Origin of the sequence: Pseudomonas sp. 18173, assembly GCF_050432945.1 — a bacterium.
Lineage (GTDB): Bacteria > Pseudomonadota > Gammaproteobacteria > Pseudomonadales > Pseudomonadaceae > Aquipseudomonas.
In genome coordinates this window covers 1-15,061 of record NZ_JBKFTN010000045.1, presented here as the reverse complement: position 1 = coordinate 15,061, position 15,061 = coordinate 1, and the positions used below count along the sequence as shown (strand labels likewise).

General features: G+C 61.7%; 16 protein-coding genes and 3 pseudogenes. All 19 read left to right on the top strand.

The window, feature by feature from the left end; all coding sequences use genetic code 11:
• Positions 1 to 700: pseudogene (locus ACLD1X_RS28490) on the top strand (ClpP-like prohead protease/major capsid protein fusion protein); the annotation flags it as partial.
• A 68-nt stretch (positions 701 to 768) separates the two neighbouring features.
• Positions 769 to 1,089, top strand: a complete 321-nt coding sequence (locus tag ACLD1X_RS28485) for a hypothetical protein (protein WP_429373544.1) — start codon at positions 769 to 771, stop codon at positions 1,087 to 1,089.
• Complete coding sequence (locus ACLD1X_RS28480) at positions 1,086 to 1,451, top strand: head-tail joining protein (RefSeq protein WP_429373542.1); 366 nt, start codon at positions 1,086 to 1,088, stop codon at positions 1,449 to 1,451. The genes ACLD1X_RS28485 and ACLD1X_RS28480 overlap by 4 nt, the downstream gene beginning before the upstream one ends.
• 171 nt (positions 1,452 to 1,622) lie before the next feature.
• Positions 1,623 to 2,174, top strand: a complete 552-nt coding sequence (locus ACLD1X_RS28475) for a hypothetical protein (protein ID WP_429373540.1) — start codon at positions 1,623 to 1,625, stop codon at positions 2,172 to 2,174.
• Entirely contained in the window at positions 2,141 to 2,701 is a 561-nt protein-coding gene (locus ACLD1X_RS28470) for a phage baseplate assembly protein V (protein WP_429373538.1), read from the top strand. Before ACLD1X_RS28475 ends, ACLD1X_RS28470 begins: the two co-directional genes overlap by 34 nt.
• Positions 2,702 to 2,757: 56 nt before the next feature.
• Positions 2,758 to 2,979 (top strand): hypothetical protein, encoded by a 222-nt coding sequence (locus tag ACLD1X_RS28465; RefSeq protein ID WP_429373536.1) that lies wholly within the window; start codon positions 2,758 to 2,760, stop codon positions 2,977 to 2,979.
• A gap of 13 nt (positions 2,980 to 2,992) precedes the next feature.
• Positions 2,993 to 3,319, top strand: coding sequence for a GPW/gp25 family protein (locus ACLD1X_RS28460; RefSeq protein ID WP_043302559.1), 327 nt, complete (start codon positions 2,993 to 2,995; stop codon positions 3,317 to 3,319).
• The gene (locus tag ACLD1X_RS28455) at positions 3,316 to 4,203 is read left to right on the top strand and encodes a baseplate assembly protein (RefSeq protein ID WP_429373534.1); all 888 of its coding nucleotides are present in this window, start codon (positions 3,316 to 3,318) and stop codon (positions 4,201 to 4,203) included. Before ACLD1X_RS28460 ends, ACLD1X_RS28455 begins: the two co-directional genes overlap by 4 nt.
• Entirely contained in the window at positions 4,200 to 4,811 is a 612-nt protein-coding gene (locus ACLD1X_RS28450; protein WP_008020742.1) for a phage tail protein I, read from the top strand. Before ACLD1X_RS28455 ends, ACLD1X_RS28450 begins: the two co-directional genes overlap by 4 nt.
• Positions 4,804 to 7,113: a phage tail protein gene (locus ACLD1X_RS28445; protein ID WP_429373531.1), complete on the top strand. Its 2,310-nt coding sequence runs from the start codon at positions 4,804 to 4,806 to the stop codon at positions 7,111 to 7,113. The genes ACLD1X_RS28450 and ACLD1X_RS28445 overlap by 8 nt, the downstream gene beginning before the upstream one ends.
• Complete coding sequence (locus ACLD1X_RS28440) at positions 7,113 to 7,679, top strand: hypothetical protein (protein WP_429373529.1); 567 nt, start codon at positions 7,113 to 7,115, stop codon at positions 7,677 to 7,679. The genes ACLD1X_RS28445 and ACLD1X_RS28440 overlap by 1 nt, the downstream gene beginning before the upstream one ends.
• Positions 7,680 to 7,766: 87 nt before the next feature.
• Positions 7,767 to 8,930, top strand: coding sequence for a phage tail sheath subtilisin-like domain-containing protein (locus tag ACLD1X_RS28435; RefSeq protein ID WP_429373527.1), 1,164 nt, complete (start codon positions 7,767 to 7,769; stop codon positions 8,928 to 8,930).
• Positions 8,931 to 8,942: 12 nt separating this feature from the next.
• Positions 8,943 to 9,446, top strand: a complete 504-nt coding sequence (locus tag ACLD1X_RS28430; protein WP_322617139.1) for a phage major tail tube protein — start codon at positions 8,943 to 8,945, stop codon at positions 9,444 to 9,446.
• 11 nt (positions 9,447 to 9,457) lie between these two features.
• Positions 9,458 to 9,766: a phage tail assembly protein gene (locus ACLD1X_RS28425; RefSeq protein WP_429373525.1), complete on the top strand. Its 309-nt coding sequence runs from the start codon at positions 9,458 to 9,460 to the stop codon at positions 9,764 to 9,766.
• Positions 9,767 to 9,907: 141 nt separating this feature from the next.
• The gene (locus ACLD1X_RS28420; RefSeq protein ID WP_429373523.1) at positions 9,908 to 12,244 is read left to right on the top strand and encodes a phage tail tape measure protein; all 2,337 of its coding nucleotides are present in this window, start codon (positions 9,908 to 9,910) and stop codon (positions 12,242 to 12,244) included.
• Between the two features lie 9 nt (positions 12,245 to 12,253).
• Positions 12,254 to 13,111: a phage tail protein gene (locus ACLD1X_RS28415; RefSeq protein ID WP_429373521.1), complete on the top strand. Its 858-nt coding sequence runs from the start codon at positions 12,254 to 12,256 to the stop codon at positions 13,109 to 13,111.
• A complete protein-coding gene (locus ACLD1X_RS28410) occupies positions 13,086 to 13,292 on the top strand; it encodes a tail protein X (protein ID WP_057716592.1) in 207 nt (68 codons plus the stop codon). The genes ACLD1X_RS28415 and ACLD1X_RS28410 overlap by 26 nt, the downstream gene beginning before the upstream one ends.
• Positions 13,293 to 13,461: 169 nt before the next feature.
• A pseudogene (locus ACLD1X_RS28405) lies at positions 13,462 to 14,361 on the top strand (phage late control D family protein); the annotation flags it as partial.
• A gap of 2 nt (positions 14,362 to 14,363) precedes the next feature.
• Positions 14,364 to 14,855 (top strand): annotated as a pseudogene (locus tag ACLD1X_RS28400) (phage late control D family protein); the annotation flags it as partial.
• Positions 14,856 to 15,061: the final 206 nt, after the last annotated feature.

Below are 15,061 nucleotides of genomic sequence, written 5' to 3'. Positions count from 1 at the left end.
TGGTGAAAAAATCCGCCTGGCCACCTACGGTGAAATGTTCAGCATCACCCGTCAGGCGATCATCAACGATGACCTCGACCAGCTGAGCACGGTGCCCTACAACATGGGCCTGGCCGCACGCGGCACCATTGGCGATCTGGTCTACGACACGCTGATCCATTCGCCGGTGATGAGTGACGGCAAAGAGTTGTTCGATGCTGAACGCAACAACCTGTTCACCGGTGCCGGCGCAAATATGTCGATTGAAGCGTTGAGCAAGGCCAAGACTGCCATGGCCTTGCAGAAAACCCAGGTCGAGGGCGGTAAGCCCCGGACCCTGAACATTCGCCCGGCGTTTGTCTTGGTACCGGTGGCGCTGGAAGACAAGACCAATCAACTGATCCGCTCGGCGTCCGTGCCCGGTGTCGATACCAATGCCGGCATCGACAACCCCATCCGTAACTTCGCCGCAGTGATCGCCGAGCCACGCCTGGACGATGATTCGCCGACCACCTGGTACCAGGCAGCCCGCCAAGGCGCCGACACCATCGAGGTCGCTTATCTGGACGGCGTTGAACAGCCCTACATGGAGCAGCAACAGGGTTTCACCATTGATGGCGTGACCAGCAAGGTGCGGATCGATGCCGGCGTCGCGGCGCTGGATTATCGCGGTCTGAACAAGTCAGTCGGTGTCGTGCCAGCTGCGAAAGCCAGCCGTTAACGGTTGAAGAGTCCCCTAAACACCCCGCCGCGTGCGGGGTTTGTTGTTTCTGTACAGGAGAATTGCGCATGTCCAAGAATTATTCGGGTCCCGGCAGCACGCTGACTTTTGTGGCGCCAGACGGTGGCGCGACGGTGGGGGTGCCGTTGGTGCTGGTTGATACGGTGGTCATCCCGATCGCCAGTGGCGTGGCGGGTGATGTCCTGGTCGGCCATCTCGGCGGCGTCTGGCGCCTGCCCGCCGATGCGGCGCTGTTGCAGGGGCAGAAAGTGGCCCTGCAAGCCGGTGTGCTGGTTGATCCGCTCACCGCCACTGGTGAAACGGTGCCCTTCGGCAAGCTGCTGAGTGCCCCGGTCGGCGGTATTGCCGAAGCGTTGTTGATCCAGTGACCGCGCTGGGCCGCTTTCGCGACGTCACGGCCCGGATGGACGCGGTGCTGGTCGATCGCCTCGGCGATCGCGCCATCAAGCCGGATGGCCAAGCGTTGTTCGGTGCGTTCTTCTCGCCCTTTGTCGGTGCGGATGTGGGTGGTAAATCGAAGAGCGTGCGTCTGGGCAATGCCATCGTGACGGATAACGTTCTGGCACCCACCTTCACGGCTCGCGTGGTGGAGGCGGCGGGCATCGAGAAAGACACCTTGCTCACCATCGATCTACCGGTGGAGCAGGGCGGCGGCCGCTACAAGGTCAGCAAGCGTGAGCCGGACGGTGCCGGCATGGTCAACTTCATTTTGAGTTTGAACAATGGATGAGCTGACGACCTTACACAATGCGATCGAGGCGACATTCCGCGCCGGCTTGCCGTCGGTGGTGAGCGTCGAGGCGTTTCCCGAACTGAATGCGGAAGTGGGTCTGCCGGCGGTGTTGTTCGCCCTGACGGAAATCGGCGAAGCACCCGACAATGGCAGCGNTGAGTTTGAACAATGGATGAGCTGACGACCTTACACAATGCGATCGAGGCGACATTCCGCGCCGGCTTGCCGTCGGTGGTGAGCGTCGAGGCGTTTCCCGAGCTGAATGCTGAAGTCGGTCTGCCGGCGGTGTTGTTCGCCCTGACGGAAATCGGCGAAGCACCCGACAATGGCAGCGGCAAAACTTCCCTGAGCGGCCGCTTTCAGGTGTGCATCATGGTCGATTCCACCATCAGCAAAGCGGCCTTGCAGGCCGCCATTCTGGCCGCCGAGATCAGCAAGATTTTGCGTGGGCAGTATTGGGGGCTGGACTTTGTCGAAGAGGTGCAGGACGTACGTGCATTCCCGGACGACTCGATGCCGGAGCTGGCGCAATTTGTGGTGTGGATCGTGGAGTGGAAGCAGATATTCCAGATCGGTGAAACCGAATGGTTATGGCCAGTCGAGCCGCCGGGTTCTCTGTACCTGAACGTCGATGGCTGCACCGGTACCGGCAATGAAGATCACTACTTTCAACCGGAGGATCTGGAATGGGATACGCCAGCGCCGAACACGACCGAATGATCGCCGCCATGCTGCTGCCCTGCGTGGTGGTCGGCGTCGATCTGATGGCCGGGCGGGTGCGGGTCAAGGCCGGAACTTGGGTCAGTGCCTGGGTGCGCTGGCACAGCTTGGCCGCTGGTAAGGCCCGTCATTGGCGCGCACCGAGCCCGAATGAGCAGGGCGCGTTGTTCAGCCCGAGCGGTGATCCGGCCATGGGCACCTTTATCCCGGGGTTGTATGGCAACGCCGGGACGCCGCCGGACAACCGCGATCACGTCGAGGCCTGGTACTTCGACGATGGCGGCTCACTGGTTTACGACTGGCAGGCCGGCAGCTACAGCATTGCGCTGCCCGAGGGCAGCCGCGCGACCATCACGGTTGGTGGCTCGCAGTTTGAAGTGACGCCGGATCAAGTCCGCGTTGTCGCCAGCCAGATCGCGCTGGTGGGTGAGGTGGCGATCGACGGATCGCTGAGCGTGTCCGGTGATATCAGTGGCGCCGGCACGATCATGGATGCTGGCGGTAACAGCAGCAACCACTCGCATTGAACACACATTCACTTTCAGCCCGCCACGCGCGGGCTTTTTCATGTCTGGAGAAAAACATGACGAGTAAAACCAAGGAAGTCTCAGCAGTCACCGATGAGCCAGCTCCAGCCACGTTGAGTATTTTTCGCGACACCCTCTACACCTCGCGGGTGCTGATCCTGCTGGACGCCGAGCGCACCTTGAAAGTGGAAAAGGGCCAGGTCGCGGTGGCCTCGGATGACACGGTCGCGCTCGACTATTTGCGCGGCCGCAAGGACTTTGTCGCGGTCGAGGGCTGATCCCATGATCGGGATGATCGGACTGGATCGCCGCACCGGCCAACTCATTTCCGGCCTCGATCACCTGCGCCAGTCCATCGAGGACATCTTGTCCACGCCCTTGGGCAGCCGGCGCATGCGCCCGGAGTACGGCAGCAAGCTGCGGCGCTTTGTCGACCTGCCGGTGAATGATGGCTGGAAGAGTGCGGTGCAAGCCGAGGTGGCCAGCACCTTGGGCCGTTGGGAGCCACGCCTGAAACTCGGCCGCGTGCGCGCCGTGGCCATTCTCGACGGACGTATCACCTTTGAGCTGACCGGGCAGTACCTGGGCAGCGATGTGACTTTGGAGGTGTCCGCATGACCATGGAACTGGCGGCCCTGCCGCCGCCGCAAGTGCTCGAAGATCTCGACTTTGAAGTGGTCTACCAGGAGAAGCTGGAAGCCTTCCGCCTGAGCATGGGCGACAACTGGAGTGCGGAGCTCGAAAGCGACCCGGTGCTCAAGCTGATCGAGCAGGCCGCGTATGGTGCCTTGCAGAACCGGGCGCGGGTCAACGACGCGGGCAAGGCCTTGCTGTTGGCCCATGCCGAACGGGCCGACCTCGATCACCTCGCCGCCAACGTCAACCTGCAGCGCCTAGTGATTCAGACGGGAGACCCGAGCACGGTGCCGCCGACGCCGCAGGTGCTCGAAGAGGACGATGCCCTGCGCGAGCGAGTGCAGCTGTCGTATGAGGGGTTGACCACGGCGGGACCGCGAAACAGCTACATCCTGCATGCGCGTAACGCCTCGGGCCTGGTGGCCGATGCCACGGCGGAAAGTCCGTCACCGGCCGTGGTGGTGGTCACCGTGCTCAGCCTGGAAGGCAGCGGCGCCGCCTCGCCGGAGCTGTTGGAAGAGGTCCGGCAGCACCTCAATGACGAAGACGTGCGGCCGGTGGCCGACCGCCTCACGGTGCAGAGCGCTGTGGTCATCGACTACCACATTGAAGCGGTGCTGTACCCGCAGGCACCGGGGCCGGAAAACGAAGCCTACCTGGCCGAAAGCCAGAAACGCCTGAGTGAGTGGATCAACCCACGCCGTCGCCTCGGTCTGGAAGTGGCGCGCTCGGGGATCGATGCGCAATTGCACGTTCCTGGCATCGCCAGGGTTGAGCTGCTCGACTGGACCGATGTCAGACCGAGCAAGGCCGAGGCGGCCTACTGCACGAGCTACAACGTGGTGTTGGGAGACAGTCTGACATGAGCAGTCAGCTGCCCCTCAACAGCACGCCGCTAGAGCTGGCCGTCGAGGCGGCCAACTATGAAAACACACTGATTCCGCTGCGCAGTTTGTACAACGCCGATACCTGCCCTGAACACCTGTTGCCGTATCTGGCGTCGGCCTGGTCGGTGGACCGCTGGAACAACAACTGGACGCAGGAGGCCAAGCGCACGGCAATCCGTTCGGCGTATGACGTGCATGCACGTAAAGGCACCATCGGTGCGCTGCGTCGTGTGGTCGAGCCTTTGGGCTACCTGATCGACGTGGTCGAGTGGTTCGACACCGTACCTGAAGGCGTGCCCGGCACCTTCGCCCTAGAGGTCGGCCTGAATGACGCCGGCATCACCGAGGAGCTGTACGAGGAACTGGCGTGGTTGATCGACGACGCCCGCCCGGTCAGCCGGCACATGACCAACCTGGCGCTCAGTCTGCAGACCGAGGGGGTGCTGGGCATCGCCGTGTGCGTGCAAGAGGGCGAAGAGATCGACGTGTACCCACCGGCCCCGCAAGACATCGACGTGACCGGCACTTTTGGCCCGGCGCTCTGCGTCGATGAAACCGATACTTTGGACGTTTATCCCTATGATTGATAAGACCAGTCAGTTTTTTGCCATTCTCACGGCGGTGGGCGAAGCCAAACACGCCAATGCCATCGCCATGGGCTTGGACTGGATGTTCACCGAGATGGGCTTGGGAGATGCCAACGGCACCGACCCGATTCCCGATCGCCTGCAGACCCAGTTGATCAATGAATGGCGCCGGGCGCCGATTAACCAGATCCGGGTCGATCCGGCCAATCCCAACACGGTGATCACTGAGCAGATCATTCCGCCGGAAGTGGGCGGTGAGTGGATTCGCGAGATCGGCCTGTACGATGTCGACGGTGATCTGGTGGCGGTGGCCAACTGCGCGCCGAGCTATAAACCGTTGCTGGACCAGGGCAGTGGCAAAACCCAGGTCGTGCGGATGAATTTCATCGTCAGCAGCTCGGCGAACATCGTGCTGAAGATTGACCCGGCGGTGGTGCTGGCCACGCGTGAATACGTCGACCTGGCGATAAGTGAGGCGCTGGCCAAGCTGGATCACAAACAGTCAGCGCGGGTGGTGGCTACAGTCCCCATCACCCTGAGCAATGTGCAGACCATCGATGGTATTGACGTAGCTGTTGGTGACCGGGTGCTGGTGACTGCGCAGACGCAGGCCCAAGAAAATGGTGTCTACGTGGTCAGCGCCGAAGGCTGGACGCGGGCCGACGATGCCGACAACAGCCTGGAAGTGACACCGGGGTTGTTTATCCACGTCGAGCAGGGCACGACCAACGGCGACAGCCTCTGGCAGTTGGTCACCGACGCGCCGATCACCCTCGGTACCACCGGTTTGCAGTTTGAAATGATCGCGGGCGGCAGTGGGGGCGGTGTGGGCACTTTTCGCAGTGTCACCGTCGATGCCCTTGGGCGTGTGATCGCTGGCACCAACCCGACCACCCTGGACGGCTACGGCATCACCGATGCCCTGACGGTGGGTGAAAACCTTGCCGACCTGACGGATGTGGTCGAGGCTCGGGATAACCTCGGGCTGGGCACCGCCGCGACCGCTAATGTGCAGGTCGAACTGCACGATTTAACGCCTGATGCGCTCATGAAGGTCGGAGCGTTCGGCTGGGGCGGTGCCGCCTATATGGTCAGCGATGTTGATATTGGTGGTCTAAACGCGACTACGGCCCTCTATTACATCGTTAGAGGTATTGGGGGGCCAGGTGGCGGGGCTTATGAGGGTTGGGTTCGCGTCTCGGCGATTACACCAGGTCAGTACGCCTTTCAGGAGATTTTTGGGGTTGGCAACCACACCCTATACCGCAGGGCCTTGATTGCCGGTGTTTGGGGCGTATGGGAAAACATCTGGGACTCAACCAATCTGGTTAAACAAACCACTCCCCAAGATGACACGCCAGGCTGTGTATTGCTCGCGGGTGCTTATGGCATCGGTCGCGGGGGGATTGTCCTTCCCGAGGGCACCGATCTAAACACAGTCACCACCGTGGGTATGTACCGGGTGAACCCCGGCCCGAACGTTCCAGAAGGCGGTCAATTCTCCCCCATGCTGGTTACGGTCAGTCAAGACACCCTCTGGCAACAAATCATCGGCTATAACACCGGTACAGCTATTACTCGTGGCGGTGTTCTGGGCCCAGAGGGATACGTATTCAGTGAGTGGGCAACCGGTTGGGACACTAATAACTTTAACCCTGGTAATTACCAACCTGTGTTGGGCTTCTATCCCGTGCAGCAAGGCGGGGGCGTGGATCAAGACCCCAATAAAATCCACATCGGCTACAACAACGCCACGGGTCAAATAAAAATACAGGTTGATGCGTCTGATTTCGGGCATATCTGGACCCAGGCCAATTTTGATCCTGCTTCCATATTTTCCGTCCCTGTCGGCGTGCCGTTTCCATGGCCAACCGCTACGCCACCCGACAAATGCGTGTTGATGGGGGGGCAGCCGTTCAATGTCGAGTGGTACCCGGCATTGGCAGCCGTGTATCCCAGCGGCTTCTTGCCAGACCTACGCGGGGAATCGATTCGTGGTCTGGATGGCGGGCGCGGAATCGACCCGGACTCTGGGCGCGCCGTGTTGAGCCTTCAACTCGACACGCTACAAAACATGACGGGTGAACTCAGGCTACAGGACGATGATTCGATGTTGCTGGTGAATACCGCGACCGGCGTATTTACGGCTACTGGTTATACGACGGCCAATATCCCTGCTGCACCAAGCATGACTACAACGGGTTATATGTCTGCAACTTTTAATCCATCGGCGGTCGCCCGTGTGAGCACGGAAACCCGCATGCGCAACGTGGCTTACAACTACATCTGCAGGATGTATTGATGACGACTTTAGTGAACGGCTTTTTTGATGAAAGCGGGTGGGTCGAGGTTTACACCTTCCGTGAAACTACCGGTGAATACCTCGGAAAGAACGAAATCTATGTGAGCGCTGGCTGCGGTCTGCCGGCTGGCGCAACGCTGGATGAACCACCACAAGCTCCGGAACAACAGGTGGTCGTTAGACAGCAGGATGCATGGGGTGTCGTGCCTGACTTCCGGGGCGTGGTTTTCCGCACCACTGACGGTGCCGAGGTGACGCACTCGATGCCGGGCGAGTTGCCGGCCGAGCTGACGGCTTTGCCGCGACCGAGTGCGGCCTATCTCTGGGATGGTCTCGTTTGGGTACTCGATGCCGCACGCGATCTGGCGCTACAGAGCCGGCGAGAACGATCTTGGATCGAAAATGAATTGCACTGGGCTGGCAGAGAGATCGACAAGCATCTGGATGCTGACCCGGCCGCGCTCAACACCGAACTCGCCTGGCGCACCTACCGCAATGAATTGCGGGCCTGGCCAACTTCGTCAGACTTTCCAGCCAGTGATAAGCGGCCACTCAAGCCGGACTGAGCCGCACCGCGTCCTGACGCCCCGCGTCACCGTACATCCCCACGACCTCGCTGATGCGGGGTTTTTTCGTTTCTGGAGTATCACTTTATGAGTTTTTTTCACGGCGTCACCGTGACCCTGGTGGACACCGGCGCCCGGCATATCGCCACCCCGTCCGCGTCGATCATTGGCCTGTGCAACACCTTCACCGTGGCGCCGCCGGCGACCGCGGCGGCCAACGAATTGCTGTTGATCACCCGCGAAAGCGAAGCGGTGGCCGCCTGGGGCCCGGATGCGGCAATCACCCAGGACTGCAAGGCCATTTTCAAACGGTCCAAGGCGGTGATTGTCGCCGTCGGCGTGCCGGTGCTGGAGGATCCGGCCGAACAACTCTCGGCGATCATCGGCGGGGTTTGGGCCGACGGCAGCCGTACCGGCATGCAGGCGTTGCTCAACGGTAAAAGCAAGTTCAACGCGCAGCCACGGTTGTTGGTGACTCCGGGGTACTCGGCGACGCTGGCGGTGGCCACCGAGCTGGTTGCGCTGGGCGACAAGATGCGCGCCATGGCGATCCTCGACGGGCCGAACACCACCGACGAAGCGGCGATTGCGTATGCCGAAAATTTCGGCAGCAAACACGCGTACATGGTCGACCCGGGGGTGCAGTTCTGGGATACCGGCGCTAGTGCCACGGTCAACGCACCGGCCTCGGCCTGGACCGCCGGCCTGTTTGCCTGGACCGATGCCACCTACGGTTTCTGGGCCTCGCCGTCGAACAAGGAGTTTGTCGGCATCACCGGCACCACGCGGCCGATCGAGTTTCTCGACGGCGATGCGTCCTGCCGGGCCAACGTGCTGAACAACGCGAATATCACCACGATCATTCGTGATGACGGGTACCGGCTGTGGGGCAACCGCACACTGTCCAGTGACCCGAAATGGAAGTTCGTCACCCGCGTGCGCACGCTGGATATCGTCATGGACGCGATCCTCTACGCGCACAAGTGGGCGGTTGACCGCTCGATCACCGCGACCTACGTCAAGGACGTGACCGAAGGCCTGCAGGCGTTCATGCGCGACCTGAAGAATCAGGGCGCGATCATCAACTTCGAAGTCTATGCCGACGAGGAGCTGAACACCTCCAGCGAACTCAGCGACGGCAAGGTGTACTGGAACATCCGGTTCACCGATGTGCCGCCGGCCGAAAACCCGAACTTCCGCGTGGAGGTGACCGATCAGTGGATCACTGAAGTGCTGGACACCGCTGCCTAAGGAGGCCGTTTTATGATTCCGGAAGTGCTCTACAACACCAACCTGTTCGTGGACGGCATCAGCCTGCAAGGCGACGTGCCGAGCCTGACCCTGCCCAAGTTGACCCTCAAGACTGACGAATACCGCGCGGGCGGCATGGACGCGGCGGTCGAACTCGACATGGGGATGGAGAAGCTGGAAGCCAGCTTCCTCACCAATGGTGTGCGCCGCGAGGTGCTGAAGTTCTTCGGCCAGTCCGACCTGACCGGGTTCAACGCCTCGTTCCGCGGTGCCTTCAAGGGCCAGAAAGGTGTGGTCAAGTCGGTGGTCGCCACCCTGCGTGGCAGCCTCAAGGAAGTCGACCCGGGGGATTGGAAACCGGGTGAAAAAGGCGAGTTCAAATACGCCGTCGCCGTGACCTATTACAAGCTGGAGATCGACGGCAGCGTCATGTTTGAAATCGATCCCCTCAACTCGATTCGCGTCATCGACGGCGTCGACCAACTGGCCGCCGTGCGGTCTGCCCTGGGCATGTAAGGAGCACCACCATGAGCAACGCAAAAGACAACGTCCTGCCCAAATGGCTGCAACTGGGCGATGGCATTGCCACCGTCACTCTGTCCCGACCGAGCGAGGCCAACGGCGTCAAGGTCGACAAGCTGACCCTGCGTGAGCCGACGGTGCGCGAGATGCGCGCCGCCACCTTGCAGGGCGGGAGCAACGAAGAAGAACAGGAAATGGTCCTGTTTTGCAGCCTGGCGAGCATCGGTCGCGCGGATCTGGAGGGGCTGCTGATGCGTGATTACCGTCGTCTGCAGACCGCCTATTTTCGTCTGGGAGCAGACGACGGGGTTTAACCCCCGCCTGCAAAAGGCCCTGGCTAAACGCTTGGCCGTCGAGCTGAATTTTTCGGTGGCCGAGATTCAGGGGCTGTCGTTTTCCGAGATGGTCTGGTGGCTCACGGATTGAGCCCACCCCGTCGCACGTAGGTGATAAGCATGGCGAACAAACTCTCGCTCGGGCTGGTGATTGGTGGCGCCGTCGATTCTTCGCTCGGCGCCGCCTTCAAGAACGTCAGCGGCGAAATGAAAAAGCTCGAGGCGCAAACCACGCGCGCCAAGGGCTTGCAGAAAGTCATCGGCGAAACCATACGCCTGCGCGATGAATGGAAAAAGGCTCACGACAGCGGGGCGGCCAACGCCGATGCCCTGCTACGCAAACTGGAGACCAACACCAGCAGTCTGCGCAGGCAGGGGGTCGAAGTCGGCCGCCTGCGTCAGGAGTACCTGGCGCTGGGCAAGGTTGTGCGCAGCGCCGAGTTCAAGGCCAAAGGCATGGCGCAGGTGCAGGAGGGGCGAGAAAGCCTGCGCAGCGGATTTGGCACGGCGGTGGCCGGTACCACGCTGGCCGCTGTACCGACCAAGGTCAGCGCGGATTTTCAGGCGATCATTCGCGACATCGCGATCAAGTCCGGTACCGCCAATACTCAACAGGAAGTAAATACCGCCCGCGACATTGTGCAGACTTCGAAAGACACCGGCATGGCCAACACCCAGGTGGCCGAGCTGGTGAATCAGCTGGTCGGTGGCGGTATGGCATTGACCGAGGCGCTGCAGTACGCCCCGGTGGCTGCCAAGTTTGCGGTCGGGCAGGGCGCGTCGGGCACCGACACGGCGAAGATGATTCTCGCGATGCAGAACAACGCCAAGATCACCGACCCGCAGAAAATGGAACAGGCCTTGGCGTCGGTCGCGTTGCTGGGCCAGCAAGGCAGCTTCGAAGCGGCCGACATGGCCAAGTGGTTTCCGGAACTGTTGGCACAGATGGCCGGCAGCGGCATCACCGGTCAAGACGCGGTGACCCAGCTGGGCGCCATGCTGCAGGTGCAGATCAAGAGCGCCGGCAGCGCGGATGAGGCGGCGAACAACCTGAAAAACTGGATCGCGAAAATCGGCTCGGGGGAAACAGTCAAAGGTTATGCCGATGCCGGGATCGACTATCAGGGCTCGATGAACGCCGCCATTGCCAAGGGCCTGTCGACCTTTGAAGCCAGTTTTGAACTGGCTCGCCGGTACGTGGAAAAGACCGACCCGAAGAAGGCCAAACAGCTGGATCAGGGCCTGACCCAGATCAACCAGGAGACGGACCCGGCCAAGACGCAAGCGATGGCCGATGCCCTGGCCGCGACCCTGCGCACCGGCGATGTGTTTGCCGACATGCAGGTCAAGACCGCGCTGATGGCCTACACCCAGAACAAGAAACTCTATGCCGAGCTGAAAAGGGACGCTGCGGACCCCAATGGCCAGCGCAAGGACATTCTCGACAAAAACCTGAGCGAGCGGCGCGAAGCCTCGTCACAACGCTGGGCCGAAACCGGTCAGGCGTTCAACGATTCGCTACGAGCGATCGGTGATGCGCTGCGTCCAGCGACGGATGCGCTGGCCACTGGTATTGGCGCGGCAGCCCGTGGTTTGACCGCCTTGTCCGAGGAAACGCCCAAGGTGGTGCTGGGCCTGGCGGCACTCACTGCCGGAGCGTTGGTGCTGGGCAAGGCCTGGGCCGCGCTGAAGATCGGTCGGGGGCTGGCCAACATTGCGCGCGGTTCGGCCGGCGACCGGTCCAACATCGTGCAGCGGGTGTTCGTGACCAACGCGAAGGACGGCGATGGCGACGGGCTGGATCGCAATCCAGGTCGAAAGCGAAAAGGGTCTGCCAATCGACTTTCCCGTGGCGTGAAAGCGGGCGGGGCGCTGGCGGTGGCCGCTGCCGGCCTCCAGGTGGTGGACACTTACCAGAACGCGACCACGCGCCAAGAGAAGGCCGAAGGCTACGGCGAGGCGGCAGGTAGCCTGGCCGGAGGCATGGCGGGTGCAGCGGCCGGCGCGGCCATCGGTTCGATCATCCCACTGATCGGAACCGCGATTGGCGGAGCGATCGGTGGCGCACTCGGGGCATGGGGCGGCGGTGACATGGGCGCGACCATGGGCAAGGCCTTGTTTGGCGGGCCGGAAACGCCGACCAAAGCGCCGATCGGCATCTTGCCCCTGGCCGCCGGCCAGGGAGTGGGCGCGGTCGTGCGCTCGATGGAAAACGCCCCTGCCACACCGGTCACGGCGGCGGTATTGATGTCGACCACGGCGGCAAAAACACCGGAATGGCCGAAGGTCGATCAGCAGTTTACCTTCGCTCCGGCACCGGTTTTTCAAGTGCAGGGCGATGTGAAAGATCCGGCGCAGTTCGTTCAGGAAATGATGCCGTACCTGCGGCGCCAGTTTGACGACTTCGCCCGGGAGGCGCGTAGCCGCCAGTTGTTTGATGCGCCCCATGTGGGCTAAGGAAGTGTTATGGCGGATGAAAAAAACTACCTGGAGCACCTGCAGGGTGGCCTCAAGTACATGGTCGACGCCGGTGAAGCCGGTCGCACCGACATCGAGTCGATGACCGGGCCCATGAATGGCGCGCTCAATGAAATCAGCGGGGCGGCCGATGCGCTGGAAGGCTTGCCCTTTCTCAGCGAGGATCTGAGCGACAAGACCCGCCGCCTGCAAAGTGCAATCAACTCGGCGCAGGCCAAGATCGGCAAGGTGGCCAGCTACTACAATCAGACTCAGCGCGCCCTAGCCCAGTTTGATGAGCACTTTTCCGCGTTGACTGAGCAGATTGGCCGCTTTGGCGCGGCGTTCAACAAGGTCGTCGGCAAGGCCAATGCCGCGTTGGGCAACATCTTCCCCACGGAATGGTTTGCCGGCGACCTGTCGCCGATTCCCGACGCGGTGAAGCCATTCCCGCACTTGCTGATCCTCTACCCACTGAAAGCCAATGAGCGGCCGTACTACTTCAACCTGGACACGGCAGCCTTCGATGAACTACGCCGGCAGACGGCGTTTCGCTGGGCCGCGCAGGAGCGTCTGACCCGACGCCCGGCACAGCAGGCGGTGGGTCTGGGTGAGGAGAAAATCACCATCAAGGGCGCGATCTACCCGAGCTTCAAAGGTGGGCTGAAGCAGCTGGATAGGCTGCGCAGCATCGGTGCCAAGTTGCTGCCCCTGAACCTGACCACCGGTTATGGCGAGGTGCTGGGCAACTGGGTTTTGACCAATATCGAAGAAGAGCAAAGCGCGTTGCTGCCCGGGGCGATCCCGCGCAAACAGGGCTTTTCATTGGAGTTTGTCCGTTATGGCGATGACCTGCAGAACGGCTGACGGGGATCTGCTCGACACCCTGTGCCACCACTATTACGGCCACCTGAACCGCAGCGTCGAGGCGGTGTTGGCCGCCAATCAGGGCCTGGCCGATGAGCCGCAACCGTTCCGGGCCGGCGTGCTGATCACGCTGCCGGACCTGGTGGTCGAGACTGACAGCGTCATTTCGTTGTGGGATTGATCCCGTTACCCAGCCCGCCGCGTGCGGGTTTTTTCTNAACCGTTCCGGGCCGGCGTGCTGATCACGCTGCCGGACCTGGTGGTCGAGACTGACAGCGTCATTTCGTTGTGGGATTGATCCCGTTACCCAGCCCGCCGCGTGCGGGCTTTTTCTTGTCTGAGGTGCCGACATGCAACCACTTTTCCGCATCGTCGCCGACGGTGCCGACATCACTACCCTGATCAATGATCGGCTGGTCTCGCTGCAGCTCTCCGATCGGCCCGGGATGGCCTCAGATTCGTTTGAGCTGCGCATTGATGACCGCGACGGCGCGGTGTCGCTGCCCGTGCGTGGCGCGAATATCGAGGTCTACCTGGGTTATGCCGGCGCCGACCTGACGCGCATGGGCCGTTACACCGTGGACGAGGTGGCCGTTTCCGGCCCGCCGGACACGCTGGTGATCAGCGGCAAGGCCAGCGACATGCGTGGCAGCGGCAAGACCACGCGCAGCGGCAGTTGGGAGGACGTCAGCTTGGCGCAGATTGTCAGTGACGTCGCGGCGCGCAATGGCTGGCAGCCATCGTGCCCGGTCGACACCCAGGTGCCGCGCATGGACCAGCTGAATGAATCCGACTTCAACTTCATCACCCGCGTGGCCAAAAAACACGACTGCACCGCCAAGGTCGCCGACGGCAAGCTGCTGGTCCTGCCGCGACAGGGCGGGCAAAGCGCCAGCGGCAAGACTTTGGCCGTGATCACCTTGCAGCGCAGTGACGTGACCCGCTGGCAGTTTCGCTTGAGCGACCGCAGTACGCATCAAGGCGTCAGCACCCAGTATCAGGACCCCGCCAGCGGGGAATTGTTGGTCTCGCACCTGGACAATCCCAACGTGCCCGAAGGCATGCCACCGGTGCACACCGATCGGCATATCTACCCGGACCGCACGGCAGCCGATGAGGCCGCCAAGGCGCGTCTGGCCGCGTTCAACCGATCCACCGCCTCGGTACGCCTGGATCTGCCCGGGCGTACTGACCTGTTTGCCGAAAGCATGATCGAGGCGCAGGGCTTCAAGCGTGGGCTCGATGGTGAGNCAGCGGCAAGACTTTGGCCGTGATCACCTTGCAGCGCAGTGACGTGACCCGCTGGCAGTTTCGCTTGAGCGACCGCAGCACCCACCAAGGCGTCAGCACTCAGTATCAGGACCCGGCCAGTGGAGAGCTGCTGATCTCGCATCTGGATAACCCCAACGTGCCCGAAGGCATGCCACCGGTGCACACCGATCGCCATCTCTACCCGGACAGAACAGCCGCTGATGAGGCCGCCAAGGCAGGTCTGGCCGCGTTCAACCGATCCACCGCCTCGGTGCGCCTGGACCTGCCCGGGCGGACCGACCTGTTTGCCGAAAGCATGATCAAGGCGCAAGGCTTCAAGCGCGGGCTCGATAGCGAATACCTGGTGGAGTCGGTCGATCACACCTTCACCCCGTCCGGGTGGACGGTGTCGGTCGAGTGCAATGGCGGCAAGGAGGGCAAGGCCAAGGCCTCCGGCAAGCCGCAGAAAGTCGTGCTTGAAGTGCCGGGTTGATCACCCGGGCGCATGAGTCAGCCCGAGTCAAAAGTTTCAAACTCAAAGTAAAAGGAGCGGCCAGTCTGGATGCGTCAACATCCAGACTGGTCACCGTCCCCGCAGATTGTCCCTGCAAGTCCCGCCAAGGCTCCTGCTCTGTGCACAAAGCAGAGCGAGCCTAGCACCTGTTTATTTATACAGTAAAGGTCTTGCTATCCATGTCT

What these genes read in the sequence shown, in the direction of transcription:
- ACLD1X_RS28485 (WP_429373544.1), top strand. Translation starts at nt 769, where the DNA reads ATGTCCAAGAATTATTCGGGTCCCGGCAGCACGCTGACTTTTGTGGCG.
- ACLD1X_RS28475 (WP_429373540.1), top strand. Translation starts at nt 1,623, where the DNA reads ATGGATGAGCTGACGACCTTACACAATGCGATCGAGGCGACATTCCGC.
- ACLD1X_RS28470 (WP_429373538.1), top strand. Translation starts at nt 2,141, where the DNA reads ATGGGATACGCCAGCGCCGAACACGACCGAATGATCGCCGCCATGCTG.
- ACLD1X_RS28465 (WP_429373536.1), top strand. Translation starts at nt 2,758, where the DNA reads ATGACGAGTAAAACCAAGGAAGTCTCAGCAGTCACCGATGAGCCAGCT.
- ACLD1X_RS28460 (WP_043302559.1), top strand. Translation starts at nt 2,993, where the DNA reads ATGATCGGACTGGATCGCCGCACCGGCCAACTCATTTCCGGCCTCGAT.
- ACLD1X_RS28455 (WP_429373534.1), top strand. Translation starts at nt 3,316, where the DNA reads ATGACCATGGAACTGGCGGCCCTGCCGCCGCCGCAAGTGCTCGAAGAT.
- ACLD1X_RS28450 (WP_008020742.1), top strand. Translation starts at nt 4,200, where the DNA reads ATGAGCAGTCAGCTGCCCCTCAACAGCACGCCGCTAGAGCTGGCCGTC.
- ACLD1X_RS28445 (WP_429373531.1), top strand. Translation starts at nt 4,804, where the DNA reads ATGATTGATAAGACCAGTCAGTTTTTTGCCATTCTCACGGCGGTGGGC.
- ACLD1X_RS28440 (WP_429373529.1), top strand. Translation starts at nt 7,113, where the DNA reads ATGACGACTTTAGTGAACGGCTTTTTTGATGAAAGCGGGTGGGTCGAG.
- ACLD1X_RS28435 (WP_429373527.1), top strand. Translation starts at nt 7,767, where the DNA reads ATGAGTTTTTTTCACGGCGTCACCGTGACCCTGGTGGACACCGGCGCC.
- ACLD1X_RS28430 (WP_322617139.1), top strand. Translation starts at nt 8,943, where the DNA reads ATGATTCCGGAAGTGCTCTACAACACCAACCTGTTCGTGGACGGCATC.
- ACLD1X_RS28425 (WP_429373525.1), top strand. Translation starts at nt 9,458, where the DNA reads ATGAGCAACGCAAAAGACAACGTCCTGCCCAAATGGCTGCAACTGGGC.
- ACLD1X_RS28420 (WP_429373523.1), top strand. Translation starts at nt 9,908, where the DNA reads ATGGCGAACAAACTCTCGCTCGGGCTGGTGATTGGTGGCGCCGTCGAT.
- ACLD1X_RS28415 (WP_429373521.1), top strand. Translation starts at nt 12,254, where the DNA reads ATGGCGGATGAAAAAAACTACCTGGAGCACCTGCAGGGTGGCCTCAAG.
- ACLD1X_RS28410 (WP_057716592.1), top strand. Translation starts at nt 13,086, where the DNA reads ATGGCGATGACCTGCAGAACGGCTGACGGGGATCTGCTCGACACCCTG.